The organism is Maricaulis maris MCS10, assembly GCF_000014745.1.
GTDB classification, from domain to species: Bacteria; Pseudomonadota; Alphaproteobacteria; order Caulobacterales; family Maricaulaceae; genus Maricaulis; species Maricaulis maris_A.
On record NC_008347.1, the window covers coordinates 3,180,826 to 3,200,986 of the forward strand.

The following is a 20,161-nucleotide window of genomic DNA, read 5'->3' on the forward strand; positions in this document are numbered from 1 at the left end:
CTCGCCCATCGAGGGCGAGGGCCTTATCCCTCTCAGGATACACATCATGACCGAGCCCGCCGACGATCTCGTCTTTATTGCCGCCATCGCCGGCGCCCACGGTGTCCGTGGCGAGTGCAAGGTCAAGAGCTTCGCCGGCAATCCGGCTGACGCTTTCAAGTATGGCGCCTTCCTGGATATTGACGGCAAGACCATACTGACCCCCAAGGCCGCGCGTCCGGTCAAGGACGGTTTCGTGGTTCGCTTCGCCGAGCCTCTCGACCGCGACAAGGCCCAGGCCCTGAAGGGTACAAAGCTCCACGTCCTCCGTTCGGCCCTGCCGGAACTGGAAGAGGACGAATTCTACCATTCCGACCTGCTCGGCCTGAAAGTCCAGGGCCTCGACGGCGCCCCGATGGGCACTCTCAAGGCCGTCCACAATTTCGGCTCCGGCGACCTGCTGGAAATCACCGGCACGCCCGACCGCAATGGCAGCTGGATGCTCCCCTTCACCCGCGAATTCGTCCCGCATGTCTCGATTGCCGAGGGCGTGATCACGATCGACCCGCCGGAAGATGTCGGCTCGAAGGCTGAGGAAGAGGGTGGCGGAGCGCCGGATGACTGACGCCACCAGCCCTTCCCTGCCTTGGACTGCGACCGCGCTCACCCTCTTCCCGGATGCCTTTCCGGGACCGCTGGGTGTTTCGCTGATTGCAACAGCTGCGAATCATGGGTTGTGGGCGCTTGAAACTGTGGACATCCGGGATTTTTCCCGTCATAAGCACCGCTCCGTGGACGACACCCCAGCTGGCGGAGGCGCCGGTATGGTGCTCAGGCCGGATGTCGCGACGGAGGCGATTGATGCGGTGCAGTCTCGCTGGCAAGGCGGGAAACGACCGTTGATCTATTTGACGCCGCGCGGAAAGCCGCTTGCCCAGACCCGGGTTCGGGAATGGGCGAAGGGTCCGGGCGTTGTCGTGTTTTGCGGACGCTTCGAAGGCCTCGACCAGAGGGTGATCGAAAGCCGCGAGATGGAAGAGGTCAGTGTTGGCGATGCCGTACTGGCCGGGGGCGAAGCGCCCGCGCAGGTTCTCATAGAGGCCTGTGTGCGATTGCTCCCCGGCGTGTTGGGCGACCCGATGTCGACCGAAGACGAGAGTTTCGAGGGTGATCTCCTCGAATATCCTCACTACACGCGACCGCGCGTGTTCGAGGATCGGGAGATCCCGGAAGTACTGCTGTCGGGACACCATGGCCGGGTCGAGGCCTGGCGCCGGGAGCAGGCGGAAAAAATTACGAAGGCGCGTCGCCCCGACCTCTGGACGAGGTACAAGGCCCGCAAGGAGAATGCACGATGAACATGATCGAGCAGCTTGAACAAGAAGAAGCCGCCCGCGTCCTGGGTGAAAAGACAATTCCGGATTTCAGCGCCGGCGATACGCTGCGCGTCCATGTTCGCATCAAGGAAGGCGAACGTGAGCGGATCCAGGTCTTTGAAGGCGTCTGCATCGCCCGCAATGGCGGTGGCCTGAACGAGAGCTACACTGTCCGCAAGATCTCCTTCGGTGAAGGCGTCGAGCGCGTTTTCCCGCTCTACTCGCCGAATGTCGAGCAGATCGAGATCAAGCGCAAAGGTAAGGTCCGCCGCGCCAAGCTCTACTATCTGCGCGATCGTCGCGGCAAGTCGGCCCGTATCGCCGAACGCGTCACCGGTCGTGGCATCGAAAAGCGCGAGCCGAAGAAGAAGGGCTAGTCCCGCCTCTTCGCGACAGCGACACGAAAAACCCCGTCAGCCTGGCTGGCGGGGTTTTTTCTTGACTGGCAGTCAGTCCAAGCGCCTGTCCTTGCGACTGGTCCCGCCAGGCTTTCTGTGCGGAAATATCGATGCTCGCCCATCCAACTGCCTGATCACAGGATCGCCACCGACATGTCGATGACGCCGCAAGAAGCCTTTGCCCGTTCCCAATCCGGCTTCGCCGCCTATCGTGACCATCGCTTTGTCGATGCGGAATCGGTGGCCGACGCCATCCTCGCCGGACTGCCAAAGGATCCAAACGGGCTCTATCTCAAGGCCATTTGCCGGCGCGCCCGGCAGGACCGGACCGCCGCGCTGCACTGGATCAAACAGGCCTGTGATGCCGCGCCGGGCCAATTGGGTTTCGAGCTCGCAGCCGCGCAGATCCTCGGTGATCTGAAAGAGTTCGACGCAGCGCGATCTCGCTTCAAAGCGATTGCCGACGCTTTTCCGACGGCTGTCGACCCCCATCTGATGCGCGGTCTTCTGGAACGGCAGGTCGGTGATCTGGATGCGGCCCGCCAAGCCTATCAACAGGCTCTCGATCTCAGCGAGACCAACATCGAGGCCCGACGCGGCTTGGCCTGGGTCTGCGAGAACCAGCGCGACTGGGCCAGCGCCCGGATCCATGCCGATGCCGTGCTGGCCAGTGAGCCGACGGATCCGGTCGCCCTGTCCGCCCGTTCCGGTGCTGATATGGCCGATGGAAAACCGGAGGCCGCCCGAACGCTGATCGAGACCCAGTTCGATGCCAGCCGCTCGACAGCGTCCCACAATGCTTCAGTCTGGAGACGCCTGGGCGATGCGTGCGAAGCGATGGGCGATCACGAGGCCGCCTTCTCAGCGTGGGAAGCCGGTTATGGCGCATTGCGCGAGCACCTCGCCCCGGGAGGGCAGTTTCTCGACGAGATGCACGGGCTGGACAGCCTCAAACGCTTGAAGACAGCCTATGGCAAGCTGTCCCCGCCCAAATCGGGGTCGGCCCCTGAAGGGCGGTCGCCGATCTTCCTGGTCGGCTTCCCGCGTTCGGGCACGACCCTTCTCGAGCAGATCCTCGCCAGCCATTCCGCGGTTACATCCAGCGATGAAGCAGCCTTGTTGCAGCCCATCCTCGATGAAGCCGGCGACTCAACGGAGTCTCTGCGCCGGTTTTTTGCCGCCCTGCCGCGCAACCGGGCCCGTTTGCAATCGGAATACTGGGAGCGGGTCGACCGGATGGCCACGCCCGGGAGCGCCGTATTCATCGACAAACTGCCGCTCAACCTGCCCTGGCTTGGCGTGATCGGGCACGTCTTCCCCAATGCACGCATCATCCTGGCCCTGCGGGATCCGCGAGACGCGGTCTTCTCCACGTTCAAACGCCTGTTCCGGCTGAATACGGCAATGCTGCGCACTTACACCCTCGCCGACACGGTCGCGCTCTATGAGGCTGCGATGGCCGCGGCCGATGCCGGCCGACGGATCGCGCCTGATCTGCGGGTGACCGAGCTGCGATATGAGGACCTCGTCATTGACATGAAGGATGAGATCGCGCGCGTGCTGTTGGCACTCGGCCTGGAATGGGAAAGCGAGATGGCCGACTATCGTGAACGCCTGTCGCCCAGCCTGTCGACACCCTCCGCGCCGCAAGTTGAACAAGCCATACACGACAAGGCCATTGGTGCCTGGCGACACCAGGCCGCGGCACTGGCACCTTATGCCGATCAGCTGGCTCCGTGGGTCACTCGCTGGCGCTATCCGGAGAGGTAGGCCTTCCCTTGCGGTTTTGAGTTGCTAGTGTGGTGACAGCAACTTTTGGGGGCGACATTGGCGTTGTCAGGCGTTCGTATCGGCGTACTCGGGCTACTTCTCGTCGGTAGCTGGGGCTATTTTGGGTATCACTGGATGGCCCAACATGGCGATCCGGACGTGGCCGATGTCACAAGTCCGGCTTCTGGCGACACTTCACCGGCACTGTCTGATCCCACCGCCCTTGGCACGCTACCGGATTCTGCGACTTTCACGCCGACGCCGAACTTCGTTTCTGAACTGGCTCCACCGGCCCGCGGCACGGAAGTATTCGAGGCCGAGGGTGGGGTTCGCTACGCGCTGTATCAGCTCGAGCACACCAATATGGGGGAGGATCCCCGGGAATATGTGCGGATCATCTCGGAACCCGTCACCTCGGGAGGGGTGGATTCGGTGGCCAACGGGACCGTGGTTTTCAATCCGGCCTTCCAAACCCTGGAATTCCACACCTTGCGCGTCGAGCGCGACGGCAGTTTTGAGGACCGGACAGACAGCACGACCATTGAGTTCGCCCGCCGCGAGACCCGGCTTGAGCGCCGGATGTTCGACGGCCGGGCAACGGCTATCGTCCGGTTCAGCGATATCCGCATCGGCGACCGGGTCGAGTATTCCTACACGATCACCGGTCGCAATCCGGCTCTGCCGGCCAATGACAGCCGGGAAATCCGGCTCGGTTTTGGCGCCCCTGTCGAGCGCATGCTGGTCACATCAACCTGGCCGAATTCGCGCCCGCCCCATTATCGCCAACTCGGGCCCGCCGCCGCGGCCAATGTAACCGCCTCCAGTGAGGGTCCCGCCCAGACGCTCCGCTTTGGCCCGATACCGACAGCGACTTTCACCGGGGAGCGCAGCGCGCCGTCCTGGATCCGTCAGAGTCCGTCTCTGCAACTGTCTGATTTTGCAAATTGGGAGGATGTATCCCGGTGGTCGGCACCCATGTATCAACCAGGATCGTCTGACGCCGTTGATGAGATTGCCGACAGGATCAGGGCCGAGCATGCCGATCCGGCCGATCAGCTGGTGGCAGCCTTGCGCTTCACCCAGGACGAGATCCGCTACCTCGCGATCAGCTTTGGCGCAGGTGGCTACGTCCCGGCCATGCCGCCAGAGACGCTCGAACGGCGCTATGGCGATTGCAAAGCCAAGACGGTCTTGCTCATTGCCCTGCTTGAGGCCCTGGATATCGAGGCGGAAGCGGCTCTCGTTCACACCAGTCAGGGCCGGGCATTGCTCGATGGCCTGCCCCGGCACACCGCGTTCAATCATGTGATCGTACGCGCTTATTTGGACGGTGAGGCCTATTGGCTTGACGGGACACGACGCGAGCAGGGCGGACGGCTCGACACCCTGGACCAACCCGATTTCGGCTTCGCCTTGCCGATCAACACGGACGGGGCTGCACCCGTTGCAATGGAACCGACCCAGTTCGGCGAATCTTTCTTTGAAGGCGAGGAAGCGCTGACAATCCATTCGATCAACGGCGATGCAACACTGGAGGTGACCTATACCGCCCGCAACCTCGGGGCCGATCGCGCCCGGACCTCATTGTCGCGAACCGGTCGAGCCGACCTGCAGGAGCGCTTCCTTGATCAGTATGGCGCGCGATTTGGCGCTGTCTCTTCGACCCGGGATCTGACCATCGAAGACGACCGCGAAACCAATGTATTGATCATGCATATGCAGATCGGGATCGAAAACGTGCTGACACCCCATGAGGATGGGGAACGTCTTCAGGCGAGTGCACGGATGCAGATGCGCTCGCCAACGAACGGCAATGCCGAACGCAATCGTCGCTTCCCTCTGACGCTGACCTATCCGGTGCACCAAACCGCTCGCCTCGTTGTGGACCTGCCAGATGCCATGGCTGACTGGACGCTGGAGCCGGAGGCGCGACAATTGACCGTCGACGGGATCGATTTCTCAACCGTCCGGAGCCGGGACGGCAATCGCATCACGCTGGACTACACCTTGCTGGTCGACCGCCCCTATCTGCCCCCAGAAGAAGCCGCCGCAGCCCTGGCCCTTGGCGACCAGATCAACCAGTTGACCCGGTGGTCCCTGGTCTCGCCATAAGGTCAGCCGGCCTCCTCGATGCGGTGCATGTCGTCATCGGACAGGCCGAAATGATGGCCAATTTCGTGGATCAGGACATGGGTGACCAACTCGCCCAGCGTGATGGATCCGTGGTCGGCCCACTCATCAAGGATGGGACGCCGGAACAGGACTACGCGGTCCGGTTCCGGCGATGGATCGGCGAGCGATTTCTGTGACAGGTCAACGCCCATATAGATGCCTGTGAGTTCAAACGGGTTGTCCACGTCCACGGCCTTGAGGGTTGCATCATCCGCGAAGTCGGCAATGAAGATCTCAAGCCCGTCACACAGGCGGAGCATCTCCGCCGGCAAGGCCTCATAGGCGCTCCGGGCCAGCGCTTCGAAGTCTTCCAGATTCGGCGCCAACAGGTTTGCGACCATCAGACAGCCCTTTCATGCTTGCCATTTGCAGTGTGAACCCAGGCTCCGCGCTTGCACAGGCTGCCCGTCAGCCCGGTCTGCACGCAGGGTCGCGCTGTGGCTCTTCCTGCTTGTCGCGTGAACAAAAATGGAACAGACTGCCGTTATGGACCTTGACCCTGTCGCCTCTGTTGCCAATCCGGACATAGACGATGCGCAAGCATTGAGGCGTGGCGCGGCCCGCCTGCTCTGGCACATGGGCTATAGCGCCATCCCTGAATTCATCCTGCCGGACGGCCGCCGTGCCGATCTGGCAGCGCTGGGACGCAAGGGCGAGATCACTATCGTCGAAATCAAGTCCGGCATTGCCGACTTCCGGGCCGACAACAAATGGACGAATTATGCGGGTTATTGCGACCGGCTATATTTTGCTGTGTCCCAGCGCTTCCCCCATGACGTGATCCCGGACGAGGCCGGCCTGATCATCGCCGATGGATTTGGGGGCGCCGTGGTCCGCGAATGTCCGACATTCACACTCGCGCCCGCTCGTCGCAAGGCGCTGACTTTGCGATTTGCAAGAGCTGCGGCCGACCGGCTCATGCGCCCCGGGGAGGCGGGCAGCGACATTCTTCCCGGTCGCAACTAGACACCTGGCTATCCGGTCAACCGGTCAACGACTCGCAGGAAGGCGTCCCAACGTGGCGCGAACTGGCTATCGACAGCGTCCAGAATGGCTGGCGATGCCTTGGTCGGTGAGCCGCAATCGACGGGCGGGTGCGGGTCGTATTCGAGGCCAAGCTGTATGGCCTGGGCGAGCCCTTCGCCGAAGACTTCCCGGACAATGGTCAGCGCAAAATCGATGCCCGCGGTCACACCGCCGCCGGTAAACACCGACCCGTCCCGGACCACGCGAGCCTGGACCGGTATGGCACCAAAGCGGGGCAGCGCTGAATGATAACGCCAGTGTGTGGTGGCCTTGACCCCGTCAAGCAACCCGGCGGCCCCGAGAATGAAAGCACCGGTACAGACCGAGGTGACATACTGCGCCCCCGCCGCCTGTCGGCGCAGGAAATCGAGTGTGGCGTCATCCTCCATCGCCTGATCAATGCCCCAGCCACCGGGAACACAAATCAAATCAAGCTGGGGGCAATTGGCAAAATCCGTATCCGCAAGAATGAAGGGGCCGCAATCAGTGCGGACCGGTCCCTGCTGACGCGCCACAAGATGGACGGTGGCGCCGGGGATACGGTTCAGGACCTGCAGGGGTCCGGTGAAGTCTAGTTGGGTCAGGTCGTCAAACAGCAGAAAACCGATATGGCGCAAGCGAGTCATGTCTATCTCCGATCCCAGCCACTCAAGGCTAGCGAGGCGTTGATTCCGGAAACATGACAAAGTCCGGGCAAATCCGGTCAACCCGCATCAGTCGTCGGACCGGGTATCGCAAGCAACCCTCCAGGGCGGGTCGATCCGGTTCTTGCCGGCGTGGTAGAGCTTGATCTTGTGACCGTCGGGGTCGAGCAGGACAGCCTCGCGCCAGAGCCAGCTTTCATCGCGCGGTGAGGTCTCGAATCGGAAGCCCGCCGTCTGCAAGCGCCGGAATTCCGCATCCACATCATCCGCCTCGAGATAGATGACCGCGCCCGGCTGAACCGATTCGTCGACATGCAGCGAGAACGTCGTATCGCCCTGTGGGGCCAGAAATCGACAATAATGGGGGCTGTTGACCAGCAGGCGAAATCCGAGGCGTTCGTAAAAAGCTTTTGACCGGGCGATTTCGGAAACCGGGATGGTAATCTGGTTAAGGCGCATCGACAGCCTCGGTTCCGGGGTCCGCTATCCGCTCAAGCGGACGGATCAAGCGGTCGATTGTCAGGTCAGACATCAAATAGGCCCAGCCTTCTGTCCTGGCATTGAGCGCGACGGCCTGGCCCTCGGCATCATCCGTCAGGGCCGAAGCCGTAATCAAAGCCCAGCGCGTTTCACCAAGTGCCTTGACGTCAATACGAACACGGAGCCCCGCAAACGTGTCGGCAGTGTGATGGGCCACGAATGAGCCCCCCAGCCGGTCAGCCGCGCGGACATCGCGGAACCGCAACCGGCCAAGCGTTGTTGCGGGGCCATTGCCGGCAGCTGCCGTGATCGGCTGCCAGCCGGCAGGCTGGCGCAGCGAGAAATTGCGCGATGTCGTGGCGGCCCGCACCAATCGATAGGCCGGGCCGGTTTCTGGCTGGATGTCCACACGAGCGATATCGCTGGCGCCAAGCGCTAGGAAATCAAGATCAAGCCAGGCATCCGCCGGTAGCAGGTCGACCGCGGTGGCGGCCCTGGCTCCGGACCGGGCGGCATAGGCTCGTGACCGGTCCGGCTGCCGGACATAGACAAGCGTGTCGCGCGCGTCGCCCAGGATAATTTCGGCAAGGGTGTCGCCTGCCTGGTCACGCACCGCGATCAGGGTGCCGCCTTGCGCGTCGCCCGGTGCGGCCAGGCCAAGTCGGCCAAGTCGATCCGGATTGGCAGTACGAGCCCCTTCGAAAACCAGCGAAGTCAGATAGGCGTCCAATGCGGCAAGGCTTTCCGGGCGCACCGGATAGCCGTCCCGACTGGGCATCTGCCAGACGCCGTCGGCCCGGACCAAGGTGGCGCGTGATTCACCCACTATCTCGATCTCCTGCGCCGATGCGACCGCCCGGGACCAGTCGGGCAGGACCGGGCCGCTGACCTCTGGCCGCCAGACGGCTCGCGCGTCCAGAATGGCTGTCACCACAGCCGCCGCCGACAGCACGGCCGCAGCCGTGGCAACAGCGACTAGCTGAGCCCGCCGACGGGCGTTCGCGACCTGGCTCATGCGCGCCTCCGCCGGCGTCGGACAAACAGGCCCGCAACCCCGAACAGGATCACCAAGGCTGGCGGAACGCCAATTGTCCAGAATTGGAGGTCTGCGTTCAGCGCATCAATATCCCGCCGGAAGTCCCGCTCGATGCTCCGCAATTGCTCTCGGGTCCGGGATATCTGTTCGCGCAGGCGGATCGCTTCCTCCCGGTCGCTCTGACGTGAGTCGGACAGCAAGGCGGAGGCCTGCCCACTGCCAAGCAGAACATCCAGCCGGGCCTCGGCCTCGGCAATTTCACTCTCGAGCTGGTCCTGTGTTTCGATGTATCGCGCTTCCGCATCGGCGCGCAGATCTTCGACACGGGTCATCGGCCGGACAGACGGTGTGCGCGACCGCAGATTGACCAGTGCCGGATCGCCCGCCGCCATGTCGGTCAGGTTGAGCGCTAGGGTCATGTTATCAGCGACAAACTGGGTACCGGCACCGGGATCATTGCGAACATAATAGCTGTCATCAAGCCAGTCGACGTCGGCCACAATGACGATGTCGACGGGCGCAGCGGAAACTTGGCGGTGGTCGCCCGGGTTAAAGGCGACATCGCCGGCCGGCGGGCCATCCGGAAAGGCTGTTTCTATCGATCCGGTGACGCGAACAGCGAGAACGGGCGGCTCGGGGGCGGCTTCGTAATCTTGCAAAAGGGCATCGGGACCCGGTGCTCCGGCTGCAATGTCGGCATCTAGCAGCGCGCCTTCAGGCGATGTCGCCAGGAGCGGTGTAACGCGCAGGTTCGGAACGGAGGCGGCCTGCAATGCGCCCGGTGATCCGAAATTGAGGCCCAGGTCGAGTGTCGCAGTCGAAAGATCGGTCTGACTGATCTGACCCGGCCCCAGCGAAAACCAGAGTGGATAGGCCCGGCGGCGGGCGCGGCCATCGGCCTCGACAATTTCCACCGGCAGTCCGAGCTGTCTGTCCATGCTGACGGTTTCGCGATCATAACTGACGCCCCAGCGCGGCAGCAGCGGTCCCAGATCGGAGGCACGCCGCGCATTGAGCGGTGGCAGGCCATCCGGTCCCGGTCGCAGGGCGACGTGTGCCAGCGGGTCGATGAAGGCGAGCACGCGACCCCGCTCGAGCGCGAACTGGTCGACCAGGTAGTATTGCGCCTCGGTCAGGGCCCCGGGGTGCAGGATCAGCAAAGCCGCCGCTTCGGGTATGGTGTCGAAATCGCGCGACAACCAGACAAGGTCGTAGGCGGCATTAAGCTCGGCGATGAAGGTGTTCGGTGCACCCTCATCCGGGCTGAGCGGTAGGCTGGTGAGGATCGCCAGGCGTGGGCGCTGCGGTCGTTCGATGTCGACAATCAAACGCGTGAGGGCGTATTCGAGCCGGGCCTCGGCCTCTTCCCTGAAAAGCGGAATGACCGCCACATCGTCAACCGAGTTCCGCGCCACCAGGCCCAAGAACAGACGGTCCCCGCCGTCGCTCGGCATGGCCGTCAGCCCCGCCGCCAGTGCCGCATCCTCGTCATCTGAAAACGGCTCCGGATCGATCTCGACAACACGGATACGGCCGCCCGATCGATCTGCATAAGCGTTGAGGAATTGACGCACACGCGTCGCATACGCCCGGATTGCCGGATATTGCGCCGCATCGGCCCGTGAATAGTAAAAATGCCATTCCACAGGCTCTTCGAGCCGGTCCATGACGGCAACCGACCCTTCCGACAGCCGGTAGAGGCCGTCCTGGGTCAGGTCCAGTCGCGCACTTCCCAGCCAGCGACCTGCCAGTCCGTTGCCCGCCAGAAACACGACAATCAGGCTGATCACCATCAGGGGCAGAAAAAGCGAGCGTTTCATCGTCCGCCTCCGCGCCGCTCGGCCACCAGCACACCGGCAATCGTCAGGGCCAGTACGATAAGGCCCAGAAAGTAGACGAGGTCCGGAACACCGATCACGCCGTTCCGGAAAGCGTCAAAATGCTCAAACGCACTCAATCCGGCAACGAATTCCGACACGCTGGCGGGCGCATTTTCGCCAAGTGCCGCCAGCACGAGTGGATGACCGGCCATGGTCAGAATGAACGCCGCGCCGGTGCCGAGCACGAAGGCGACCACCTGGTTGGACGTGGTCGCAGACAGGGCCTGTCCGACCGCCAGATATCCACCCGCCATCAGCCAGGCCCCCAGATATCCCGTGGCGATGGCGGCGTTGTCGGGTGCGCCGAGATAGTTCACAGCGAGCCACATCGGGAAAGTCAGCGCCAGAGCCAGCGCGGCCATCGACCAGGCGGCCAGGAATTTGCCGCCCGTGGAAGCCCACAGCGGTATCGGCAATGCCATCAGGAATTCCAGCGTGCCGCGATCACGCTCCTCGGCCCAGGCACGCATGGCCAGGGCCGGCATCAAGACAACAAACAGCCATGGCAGGTAGTCGAACATCGGCGCCAGATCGGCCCGGTTAGTGTCGAAGAAGCGCCCGACATGGAAGGCAAATGCCGGCGCGGAGCAGGCGAAGACCGCCAGGAAGACATAGGCCAATGGCGTCTGGAAATAGGCGCTGACTTCACGCCGGTAGACAGCTTCGAGGGAATGGATCACGCCGCCCCCCTGGCATCTGCAGCCGCCTGCGTCAGACTGCGGAAGGCGCCGTCGACGGTCCTGTCCGGACCCGAGGCGGCAAGCGCGTTCGGCGTTCCGTCAAACAGGATGCGACCCTGGTCGATGACAATGGCCCGCGAACACACGGCCGGAACTTCCTCGAGAATATGAGTCGAGATGATGATCGCCTTCTCCGGCGCCATGTCCCGGATCAGCTGGCGCACGCCATCTTTCTGGTTCGGATCGAGCCCGTCGGTCGGCTCATCCAGGATCAGCACGGCCGGATCATGAGCGATGGCGGCGGCGAGCGCAGCGCGGCGTTTATAGCCCTTGGACAACGTGCCGATCGGGTGATCGGCCATGGCGCCCAGGTTGGCACGCTCCAAGGCCAGGCCGGTCGCGCGTTTCAGGGACTCACCGGAAAAGCCACGGGCCCGCAGTCCGAACATGACAAAGCTGCGCGGCGTCATGGCGGGATAGGCCGGCGCGCCTTCGGGAAGATAACCCAGGCGCGACTGGGCCTCGAGGCGCTGGGCAGTGCAATCATAGCCCGCAATCGAGGCGCTTCCGCCATCTGCCTCAAGCCCGCCGGCAAGCATGCGCATGGTGGTGGTCTTGCCCGCACCATTGGGTCCGAGAAAGCCGAGCACTTCACCGCGCTCCAGGGTGAAACTCACTCCCTGGACCGCACGGAAGGACCCGAAATCCTTGATGAGTTGATCGGCAACCAGCATGTTTCGCAGGGCTCATGATCTGACTGACCTAGCGTTACCGCGACGCGGCTCGCTTGGCCAGAGGCAAGGCAAGTCGTCCAATTCATGAGGGGAATTTGAGTGTCGACCGGACCGCAGCCTCTTGACCCGGGGGGCTGGGGGGGCTGTCTAAAACCAGGCTCGGAGGCGTTTTTGCGACCGGCCGACAAGTGAGACGGTGGTGGTCCCGTATGGCCGGAACGCGCCCGGAATGTGGCGACTTTGCGGCACTGCGTGAAATGTTTGTAAGCTGGACAGGTTGATTCAACTGGCAGGAGAATTCCGGGTGCAGACAGTATCCCCGACGGCGAGGCCCAAACCGGAACCGGTGATGTGGACGCGGCGCGAACTCGACACCATCCTGCGTGTCTACGGACGTTTCGTCGCCCAGGGCGAGTGGAAGGATTATGCGATTGACGGTTTGCGCACTGAAGCCGTGTTCTCGATCTTCCGGCGCCATAGCGAAATGCCGATGTTCTCGGTGATCAAGACGCCCGCCGACGCCAATCGCCAGGGCCAGTTCAAGGTGGTTTCAGTCAGCGGGCAGATCCTCAAGCGCGGCCACGATCTCACCCAGGTGATGACGGTGTTCGACAAGAAGAAATTCCGCGTGATCGACTGAATTCGGCGGGCAACCTCCGCGCCAAAGAAAAACCCCGGAGCACCAGCTCCGGGGTTTCTTGTTTCAGCCTGTCGGCGAGGCGCTATTCGCGGCTACCGAGCAAAGACAGGATGATCTGGAACATGTTGACGAAGGCGATGTAGAGGTTCAGCGCGCCCATATTCGTCATCACGGCCATTGAGCGCTGGTCACCAGCAATCTGGTAGTAAGTGACTTTCAGTGTCTGGGTCTGCCAGGCAACGACGCCCGCCATCAGCAGCAGGACGCCAAACTGAAGCAAAAGCTCGAGCATGCCGGACTGGAAGAAGAAGGCGTTCATCAGGCCCAGTGCAATCGCACCGAACATCGCCATGAACAGGAAGTTCTGCAGCGGCATCAGATTGCGTTTGGTCGTATAACCAAACACCGAGAGCGCCATGAATGAACCGGCCGTGATCACGAAGGCCTGAGCAATTGTTCCGAAATCAATCGCCAGGCTGCGGCCTCCAACTGATTGAACAACCTGGTTCTGGGAGGCGATGATGACCCAGAAGCTCAGACTGGCGCCGATCAGAACGACAATGGCCCAGTAAAGGATCGCCGAGCCGGCCGGTGATGGATTGCGCATGAAGAACATCGAGCCGAACAACAGGGCCAACGGACCCCACTGAACCACGAACAGCAAGGGCGTGCCGAAAACCAGCTGTGTCAGGGGCGGGTAGGTGCCCACAGCGTAAGCGATCGCCGCCGACAGCAGCAGGCCGAGGCCCATCTTGTTGTAAACGCCGAGCATGAACTTGCGCAGGCCGGCATCCACCGACATGTCCAGCGTGCCGGCGCCGGAATAGGTGCGGGAAAAATCATTCATTGTTGACGTCTCTCTTGGCTACGCGCGCCCAAACAGGCGCTTTGTCGGCAATATATCATGATCCCGGGGCTGGAAGGCAAGTTTCGGCTGTCAGTGCAATGGGGGACTGGAGCGCCGCCAATCCCGCCCCATGGGTCGGCATTGCTTCTACACCCGAAATCACCCTAGCTGGAGGTCCGACCGGATGATGAGTCATGACGCTTCGCCTGTTTGCCGCCCTGCCAGTCCCGGACAGCCTGCACGCCGAGATCGCGCGTCTGCAGAAAGGCGTTCCAGGGGCCCGCTGGCGTCCGCGGGAGAATTTTCACATCACCCTGCGCTTCTTCGGGACCGTGGACGAGCGCCAGGCCGAGGACCTGGACGCGGAACTGGCCCATATCGCCATGCCGCCCTTCGATCTGGCGCTTCTGGGATCCGGATGGTTCGGCAAGCTTGATCCGCGCGCACTCTGGCTCGGAGTCCGCCCCAGCGAGGCCCTGTCAGAGCTCAACGAAAAATGCGAACGGGCGGCGCGCCGTTGCAAGTTGGAACCGGAACACCGCAACTTCCATCCACACATGACGCTGGCATACCTGCAAGGCACCCCGATCGACCGGCTGACCCGGTTCGCCGAACGCACCGGCGGCTTTGCCACCGAGCCATGGCGGGCGACCCATTTCACGCTTTATTCCAGCTGGACCTCGCGCGGTGAGAGCAACATCTATGAAGCCGAGGCGGACTATCCGCTGCTTTGATCGTTGCGCAGCCGGTCGATGAGGCCGTCAACGGCCCGCTCGATCATGTCCAGCACCTGGTCGAAACCGTCTTCACCACCATAATAGGGGTCCGGAACATCGATGCCGGCTTCGCCGGACCAGTCCATCATCAAGCTGATCCGCGCGCCACGGCCGGCACCCGGCATCGCGCGCAAGGCGCGCAAATGGCTGCGGTCCATGGCAATGATGTGGTCAAAGCGGTCGAAATCATCCGGCTCGATCTCCCGCGCGCTGAGACCGGAAAAGTCATGCCCACGCGCCGTACCGGCAGCGGTGGCGCGCTCGTCCGGCGCTTCGCCGGCATGCCAGCCGCCGGTCCCGGCACTAGCCACCCGCCAGTCCAGGCCGATGGCTGACAACCGGGTTCGAGCAACCGCATGGGCAGTCGGAGAGCGGCAAATATTCCCGGTGCACACAAAGAGCAGTCGCATGGGATCAGCCAGAAATGGAAAACGCGTCCGGCAAAACGGTCAGGGACCAGTCCTCGCCCGTCCCGTAGAGCCAGAAAATATCGCCATAGGCGTCTTCGGGAAGCCGGCCCTCGCCGTCACAGCCAGCGGCATGCGCCGCTTCGGGGCCGGCATAGGCCGACATCCACAGACAGGAGGTGTTGGAATGCTCACCGACCAGGGTCCAGCCGGTCTCTGCAGCATCCACGTCGGCATAGGCATCTGCGCGGACACGATCGACCGTCTCGCCGTCCAAGCATCCGACGGCATAACCATCAACCGCCTGATGCGCGACCACCTCGATTCCGCCTGCTGCGGCAGTCAGGCGAGTCCGGCAGGCGGCACTGGAGAAAGCCCGGTCCACCGGCGTGTCGCCGATCAGCGCGGTCAGGCGCTCGACCATGAGGTCGCCTTCGGGGCTGAGCGGACAGTCCATCGCATTGCAGTCCGGCGAGACCTTCAACGCGTGTCGCACGACGAGCACGTGTCGGTCCGCCGCCTGAATATCGGCGCGGACATTCTCGGGCGCCAAGGCAAACAAGGCGGCGTGATTGGTATTGTCCAACGTATCGCCGCAGGCGCTCAATCCGAGTGCGGCGGTCACCAGTGCTACAACGAGCTTCATCGAAAGGTCCTCCGGCGAGCACTCTAGCCCAGCAAATCGGGCAGGCGAAGCCTGGAGCACCTCAATCCTGACCGGAATCTTCCGGTTCGGCCTGGACGCGCAGGCGGACGGTCACGCAGGTACCGGATCCCGGTTGGCTGCTGATTTTCAAGTCGCCGTCCATCAAGGCAGACAAGCGGTGGCAGATCGACAACCCCAGCCCGCTGTCGCCGCCAGACTCGCTCCCGGACCGGCCCGCGATGCGTGCCAGCATGGCGGCATCCATGCCAACACCCGTATCGACGACCTGGAACTCAACCCAGTTTTTCCCGGCACGGTCTGCGGACTGCCGCACCGTGATCGTCACCGATCCGCCCGGCGTGAATTTCATCGCGTTTGAAACTAGATTATTGAGAATCTGCCTGACCCGGACAGGGTCACCCAGCACGGGTGAATCGGCATTTTCACCGATTTCCAGGGCCAGCTCCAAACCCTTTTCACCCGCAAGTGGCTCAAACAGTCCCAGGATGGTTTGGGCAAGTTCAGCCGGGCGGAAGGCCACGCTGCGCAATTCAACGCGATTGTTTTCGAGGCGTGCCAGGTCGAATACGTCGGACACTCGGGCAAGCATGGCTTGCGCCGACCGCTCCACGGTCGCCAGAAGTTTGCGCTGTGAGGGATCGAGGTCCGTGTTCGCAAGCAAGCCGGACAGACCCAGAATACCATTCAGTGGTGTCCGCAGCTCATGGCTCAGACCAAGAATGAACTCAGACCGGGATTGGCTCTGGGCGCGCTCCGTATTCGCCCGCGCCTTCAACTCAGCTTCGCGCTCGCTGCTGTCATCGAGCTCATTCTCGAGCGCTTGATTTGAGCTTCTCAACCCATCCAGAATTTCGATCATGCGCCGGAATAGCCAGACAAAACCAACGATCAGGAATGCGGAGGCAATGGCATCTGTGAACCAGCGCAAGCGGGTCTGGATGAAAGCTGACAGGCCCGGAACCCCGGCATCCTCGACAAAGAACGGCCCGATCAACAACACGCCCGCGTCCAGCAGGTGATAGAAGGCCCAGACCAGCAACCCGACAGTCAACACCCGGACAGGATTTATGATTTCCGCCTGACGAAGCGTTTCGGCATAGCGGAACATGTAGACAACCGCCGCGGCGGGTACCGCGGCGAATGCCAAGTCCAGCAATACTGTCAGCAGGATGGAGTACATACGCCCCTCACCCTCCGCTTGGCCCCACCAGGATCGCCACCCTGCGCTGGAGCCCTAAAGGTCCGATTAACCCCATCATCAAAGGGCCAAGCAGCCTCAGGCCGACAGCCCCGCAAGTAAAGCCCTGATGGGCCAAATGAATTTTTCATTCATTGTGACCGAGACGTCGCTTGCGGCGCGCGAGCAGTTGAAGCCGCAGGGCGTTCAGGCGGATGAAGCCTTCGGCGTCCTTCTGATCATAGACAATATCTTCCTCGAAAGTGACGTGTTCGAGCGAGTAAAGCGAATGCTCCGACGAACGCCCCACAACGTTCACAGACCCTTTGTAGAGCTTCAGTCGAACCTCACCGGTGACGTCCTTCTGTGAATGATCGATCGCAGCCTGCAGCATCTCCCGCTCCGGCGAAAACCAGAAGCCCTCATAAAGAAGCTTGGCGTAACGCGGCATGAGCTCGTCCTTCAGGTGGCAGGCGCCACGATCCAGCGTGATCTGCTCGATACCGCGATGGGCGGCCATCAATATGGTGCCGCCCGGCGTCTCATAGATTCCCCGTGACTTCATGCCGACAAACCGGTTTTCCACCAGATCGAGACGGCCGACCCCGTGTACGCGACCCAGGGCGTTCAACCTGGTTAACAGGGTGGCCGGGCTCATGGCTTCGCCGTTGACCGCAACGGCATCACCGGCCTCGAAGGCGATTGTGACGTATTCCGGCTTGTCCGGAGCCGCCTCGGGCGCGTCGGTGCGCTGATAGACAATATCGGCTGCTTCCTCGGCAGGGTCCTCAAGAATCTTGCCCTCGGACGAGGTGTGCCAGAGATTGGCATCGACCGAGAAGGGCGCCTCGCCCCGCTTGTCCTTGGCGACTTCAATGCCATTCTCTTCGGCATAGGCGATCAGCTTGGTCCGGGAGTTCAGGTCCCATTCGCGCCAGGGCGCGATGACGCGAAGGTCCGGGTCCAGGGCATAGACGCCGAGCTCGAACCGGACCTGGTCATTGCCCTTGCCGGTCGCGCCATGAGCGACGGCGTCAGCGCCAGTGGCGTGCGCAATTTCAACCAGCCGCTTGGCAATCAGCGGACGCGCAATCGACGTGCCCAGAAGGTACAGGCCCTCATAGACAGCGTTTGCCCGAACCATCGGGTACACAAAGTCGCGTACGAATTCCTCGCGCAGATCCTCAATGAAAATTTCGGAAACGCCAGCCGCCTCAGCCTTCCGGCGAGCCGGTTCCAGCTCTTCACCCTGCCCGAGATCCGCCGTGAACGTCACGACCTCGGCATCGTAGGCATCCTGTAGCCATTTCAGGATAACCGATGTGTCCAGGCCGCCGGAATAGGCAAGAACGACCTTTTTGACAGGCTTTTTCGCGGACATGAGCAATTTCCTTCTTGATATGTCCATGCGCGTAGCGCTGCTCTTGCGGACAGGCAAGTGTTTCCCATCAGTTTCGGCATTATCCTGACGGTGGCAATGCTGGACAGTCGCTCATTCCTGCCCATTCATGGCGCCATGACTTCGTTCTCAAACGATCAATTCGCCCGCTTTCTCGCCCGCCCGGCCCGTTTCGAGCAGGACGCGGACACACGCGAAAATGTCCAAGCATTGGCCGCCGGGGTCTGTCGCCATGTCGCGTCACTCGGCTATTCGACCAAGGCTGACTTGCTGGAAGCGCTTGAGCGTCGAGGACTCTCACCACTGTATCTACCAAGGTTGTCGGGCCTCGAAAGCCTGCCGGATGGACCGCTGGTAGCCGATCAGCTGGCCGTGCAGGTTAGTTCTGATGCCCTTTCACTTATGGTGCAGGCGCTGAATGACGGTCTGATCATCGAGCGGTTCGACCAATTCGCCAGCCGGCTGGCCAATATTTTTGTCTATGCCCGCGACTGCACGCGCGGATCGCTCGCCGATTACATCCCGGAATTGGCCAAGCAGGACCCGGAATCCTTCGGGCTGGCGACCTGCTCGATCGACGGACAGCAGGCCATGCTGGGTGACGCCCGGACCGCATTCTGCCAACAGTCCGTTATCAAGCCGATGATCTACGCCCTGGCAATGGGACTGAATGGCGAGAACCAGGTGCACCGCCATGTCGGTCGTGAGCCGTCCGGGCGCCGCTTCAACGAGCTCGCCCTTGACCCCGACAACCGGCCGCACAACCCGATGATCAATTCCGGCGCCATCATGTGCAGCGCCATGATCCGCCCCCACTGGTCGGTGGCCGACCGCACAAGCCTGTTGGCTCGCTTCGTCAGTTCGGCGGCGGGCGGCGAACCGGTCGACATTGATGAAGCGGTCTATGCCAGCGAACGCGCGACCGCGACGCGGAACCAGTCACTGGTCAAATTGATGGATGAGCACGATGCTTTTCCCGAAGGTAGCGATCCGCGGACCGCGCTGGACGTCTATTTTCGCGCTTGCTCGCTAACCCTGGACTGTCGCCGACTCGCCGTCGTCGCCGCAACCCTGGCCAATGGCGGTGTTTGCCCGACAACCGGGCACCGGGTGATCGATAGCCGTATTGTCCGCAACACCCTGTCATTAATGCTGACATGCGGGATGTATGACTATTCCGGGGAATACGCGTTCAGCGTTGGCCTGCCAGCCAAATCGGGCGTGTCGGGCGGGCTGATGATTGTGGTGCCCGGCGTCGCCGGATTCGCGCTCTGGAGTCCACGGCTGGACCGCCAGGGCAATCCGGTGCGCGGCATCGAGGTGTCCCGCCAGCTGGTCGAACACTTCCCCTTCCACATCTTTGCCGGCGTGACGGCTTCCTAGTCGACATCATCCGGTGTTGCCGTCTGACGGGCCGGATCGGATCGCCAGACCAGATACGAAACGACCATGCCCGTGGCCGCCGGTATCAGGGCGGTGGCAATAACGAGGCCGATCTGCCGTTCGGCCGACAGGAACCAGACCCCGGCCATCATCACCAGGCCGCCCGCCACCATCAACCGGCCCGTCAGGCGATGGGTTTTGTCCCAGGACAGGTCCGATGACAGGGTCCATGGGGTCCGAATTCCGACAAACCAGTTCGGTCGGGCCTTGCCAAGCACATTGCCGAGCAAGACGTAAAGCGCGCCGACCGCCGTCAATATCAGGGTCGGCACGAGCGTCTCATCGGCAGGCTCGATCCAGCTCAATCCCAAACCGACCAGGATGGTCTGAACCAACAGCAGGAGCGCGAGCACCCCCATCCACACGGTCTGCAGGACGATACGCGACCGTTCCAGATTGCGACCACGCGGATCTATCGACGGCAGGACGGCAAACAGGACCGATAGCCCGGCCATGATCGCCGGCAACAGGAAAAAGGCCTCAAGCCGTCCGCCATAACGGTCGGGCTGACCGTCGATACCCCAATGCACCGGAATCTGGGTCGTCGCGTCAGTGCCCAGCCATCCAAGGCCGGCCAGAACCAGCGCCAGAGCAATAAACAACCCGGACAAGATCAGTTCGCGCTTCATG

The 20,161-nt window shown here is 62.3% G+C and carries 22 protein-coding genes; 9 read left to right on the forward strand and 13 right to left on the reverse strand.

Features of this window, described 5'->3' with window-relative positions; translation table 11 throughout:
* The first annotated feature begins 46 nt into the window (after positions 1 to 46).
* The 5 genes from rimM to MMAR10_RS14950 all read left to right on the forward strand — a co-directional run bounded on the left by rimM (position 47) and on the right by MMAR10_RS14950 (position 5,635).
* On the forward strand, positions 47 to 604 hold the full coding sequence (gene rimM, locus MMAR10_RS14930) for a ribosome maturation factor RimM (RefSeq protein ID WP_011644822.1): 558 nt from the start codon (positions 47 to 49) through the stop codon (positions 602 to 604).
* Positions 597 to 1,337: a tRNA (guanosine(37)-N1)-methyltransferase TrmD gene (gene trmD, locus MMAR10_RS14935; protein WP_011644823.1), complete on the forward strand. Its 741-nt coding sequence runs from the start codon at positions 597 to 599 to the stop codon at positions 1,335 to 1,337. The genes rimM and trmD overlap by 8 nt, the downstream gene beginning before the upstream one ends.
* Positions 1,334 to 1,732: a 50S ribosomal protein L19 gene (gene rplS / locus MMAR10_RS14940; RefSeq protein ID WP_011644824.1), complete on the forward strand. Its 399-nt coding sequence runs from the start codon at positions 1,334 to 1,336 to the stop codon at positions 1,730 to 1,732. The genes trmD and rplS overlap by 4 nt, the downstream gene beginning before the upstream one ends.
* Before the next feature lie 174 nt (positions 1,733 to 1,906).
* A complete protein-coding gene (locus MMAR10_RS14945; RefSeq protein ID WP_011644825.1) occupies positions 1,907 to 3,523 on the forward strand; it encodes a tetratricopeptide repeat-containing sulfotransferase family protein in 1,617 nt (538 codons plus the stop codon).
* 135 nt (positions 3,524 to 3,658) lie between these two features.
* Positions 3,659 to 5,635, forward strand: coding sequence for a DUF3857 domain-containing transglutaminase family protein (locus MMAR10_RS14950; RefSeq protein ID WP_011644826.1), 1,977 nt, complete (start codon positions 3,659 to 3,661; stop codon positions 5,633 to 5,635).
* Between the two features lie 2 nt (positions 5,636 to 5,637).
* Here MMAR10_RS14950 and MMAR10_RS14955 read toward each other — a convergent pair whose 3' ends face one another.
* The gene (locus tag MMAR10_RS14955; protein WP_011644827.1) at positions 5,638 to 6,036 is read right to left on the reverse strand and encodes a metallopeptidase family protein; all 399 of its coding nucleotides are present in this window, start codon (positions 6,034 to 6,036) and stop codon (positions 5,638 to 5,640) included.
* Positions 6,037 to 6,163: 127 nt separating this feature from the next.
* On the opposite strand from MMAR10_RS14955, the gene MMAR10_RS14960 reads away from it, so the two are divergent.
* Positions 6,164 to 6,661 (forward strand): MmcB family DNA repair protein, encoded by a 498-nt coding sequence (locus MMAR10_RS14960; protein WP_011644828.1) that lies wholly within the window; start codon positions 6,164 to 6,166, stop codon positions 6,659 to 6,661.
* Between the two features lie 8 nt (positions 6,662 to 6,669).
* Here the strand turns inward: MMAR10_RS14960 and MMAR10_RS14965 are convergent, their stop codons facing one another.
* The 6 genes from MMAR10_RS14965 to MMAR10_RS14990 all read right to left on the reverse strand — a co-directional run bounded on the left by MMAR10_RS14965 (position 6,670) and on the right by MMAR10_RS14990 (position 12,175).
* Positions 6,670 to 7,347 (reverse strand): DJ-1/PfpI family protein, encoded by a 678-nt coding sequence (locus MMAR10_RS14965; RefSeq protein WP_011644829.1) that lies wholly within the window; start codon positions 7,345 to 7,347, stop codon positions 6,670 to 6,672.
* 87 nt (positions 7,348 to 7,434) lie between these two features.
* Positions 7,435 to 7,824: a VOC family protein gene (locus tag MMAR10_RS14970; protein WP_011644830.1), complete on the reverse strand. Its 390-nt coding sequence runs from the start codon at positions 7,822 to 7,824 to the stop codon at positions 7,435 to 7,437.
* Positions 7,814 to 8,860: a DUF4340 domain-containing protein gene (locus MMAR10_RS14975; RefSeq protein WP_011644831.1), complete on the reverse strand. Its 1,047-nt coding sequence runs from the start codon at positions 8,858 to 8,860 to the stop codon at positions 7,814 to 7,816. Before MMAR10_RS14975 ends, MMAR10_RS14970 begins: the two co-directional genes overlap by 11 nt.
* Positions 8,857 to 10,701, reverse strand: coding sequence for a GldG family protein (locus tag MMAR10_RS14980; protein ID WP_011644832.1), 1,845 nt, complete (start codon positions 10,699 to 10,701; stop codon positions 8,857 to 8,859). Before MMAR10_RS14980 ends, MMAR10_RS14975 begins: the two co-directional genes overlap by 4 nt.
* The gene (locus MMAR10_RS14985; protein ID WP_041637947.1) at positions 10,698 to 11,438 is read right to left on the reverse strand and encodes an ABC transporter permease; all 741 of its coding nucleotides are present in this window, start codon (positions 11,436 to 11,438) and stop codon (positions 10,698 to 10,700) included. Before MMAR10_RS14985 ends, MMAR10_RS14980 begins: the two co-directional genes overlap by 4 nt.
* Positions 11,438 to 12,175, reverse strand: coding sequence for an ABC transporter ATP-binding protein (locus tag MMAR10_RS14990; protein WP_011644834.1), 738 nt, complete (start codon positions 12,173 to 12,175; stop codon positions 11,438 to 11,440). Before MMAR10_RS14990 ends, MMAR10_RS14985 begins: the two co-directional genes overlap by 1 nt.
* 304 nt (positions 12,176 to 12,479) lie before the next feature.
* Here MMAR10_RS14990 and MMAR10_RS14995 point away from each other — a divergent pair, with 304 nt between their 5' ends.
* The gene (locus tag MMAR10_RS14995; RefSeq protein WP_011644835.1) at positions 12,480 to 12,815 is read left to right on the forward strand and encodes a DUF2794 domain-containing protein; all 336 of its coding nucleotides are present in this window, start codon (positions 12,480 to 12,482) and stop codon (positions 12,813 to 12,815) included.
* A gap of 82 nt (positions 12,816 to 12,897) precedes the next feature.
* Here MMAR10_RS14995 and MMAR10_RS15000 read toward each other — a convergent pair whose 3' ends face one another.
* On the reverse strand, positions 12,898 to 13,662 hold the full coding sequence (locus tag MMAR10_RS15000; RefSeq protein WP_011644836.1) for a Bax inhibitor-1 family protein: 765 nt from the start codon (positions 13,660 to 13,662) through the stop codon (positions 12,898 to 12,900).
* A gap of 194 nt (positions 13,663 to 13,856) precedes the next feature.
* Here MMAR10_RS15000 and thpR point away from each other — a divergent pair, with 194 nt between their 5' ends.
* The gene (gene thpR, locus MMAR10_RS15005) at positions 13,857 to 14,396 is read left to right on the forward strand and encodes an RNA 2',3'-cyclic phosphodiesterase (protein WP_011644837.1); all 540 of its coding nucleotides are present in this window, start codon (positions 13,857 to 13,859) and stop codon (positions 14,394 to 14,396) included.
* Here thpR and MMAR10_RS15010 read toward each other — a convergent pair.
* The 4 genes from MMAR10_RS15010 to MMAR10_RS15025 form a co-directional block, all read right to left on the reverse strand.
* Positions 14,381 to 14,848 (reverse strand): low molecular weight protein-tyrosine-phosphatase, encoded by a 468-nt coding sequence (locus MMAR10_RS15010; RefSeq protein WP_011644838.1) that lies wholly within the window; start codon positions 14,846 to 14,848, stop codon positions 14,381 to 14,383. The genes thpR and MMAR10_RS15010 overlap by 16 nt on opposite strands.
* 4 nt (positions 14,849 to 14,852) lie before the next feature.
* Positions 14,853 to 15,491: a histidine phosphatase family protein gene (locus tag MMAR10_RS15015; RefSeq protein ID WP_011644839.1), complete on the reverse strand. Its 639-nt coding sequence runs from the start codon at positions 15,489 to 15,491 to the stop codon at positions 14,853 to 14,855.
* Between the two features lie 61 nt (positions 15,492 to 15,552).
* Positions 15,553 to 16,692 carry a sensor histidine kinase gene (locus MMAR10_RS16515; protein WP_011644840.1) on the reverse strand — a complete coding sequence of 380 codons (1,140 nt, stop codon included), beginning with the start codon at positions 16,690 to 16,692 and terminating at the stop codon, positions 15,553 to 15,555.
* Positions 16,693 to 16,837: 145 nt separating this feature from the next.
* Positions 16,838 to 18,070 carry an argininosuccinate synthase gene (locus tag MMAR10_RS15025; protein ID WP_011644841.1) on the reverse strand — a complete coding sequence of 411 codons (1,233 nt, stop codon included), beginning with the start codon at positions 18,068 to 18,070 and terminating at the stop codon, positions 16,838 to 16,840.
* A gap of 57 nt (positions 18,071 to 18,127) precedes the next feature.
* Between MMAR10_RS15025 and glsA the strand changes: the two genes are divergently transcribed.
* Entirely contained in the window at positions 18,128 to 19,471 is a 1,344-nt protein-coding gene (glsA, locus tag MMAR10_RS15030; RefSeq protein ID WP_049755769.1) for a glutaminase A, read from the forward strand.
* Here glsA and MMAR10_RS15035 read toward each other — a convergent pair.
* Positions 19,468 to 20,160 carry an SdpI family protein gene (locus MMAR10_RS15035; protein WP_011644843.1) on the reverse strand — a complete coding sequence of 231 codons (693 nt, stop codon included), beginning with the start codon at positions 20,158 to 20,160 and terminating at the stop codon, positions 19,468 to 19,470. The two genes, glsA and MMAR10_RS15035, sit on opposite strands and share 4 nt — an antisense overlap.
* Between the last annotated feature and the right edge of the window lies 1 nt (position 20,161).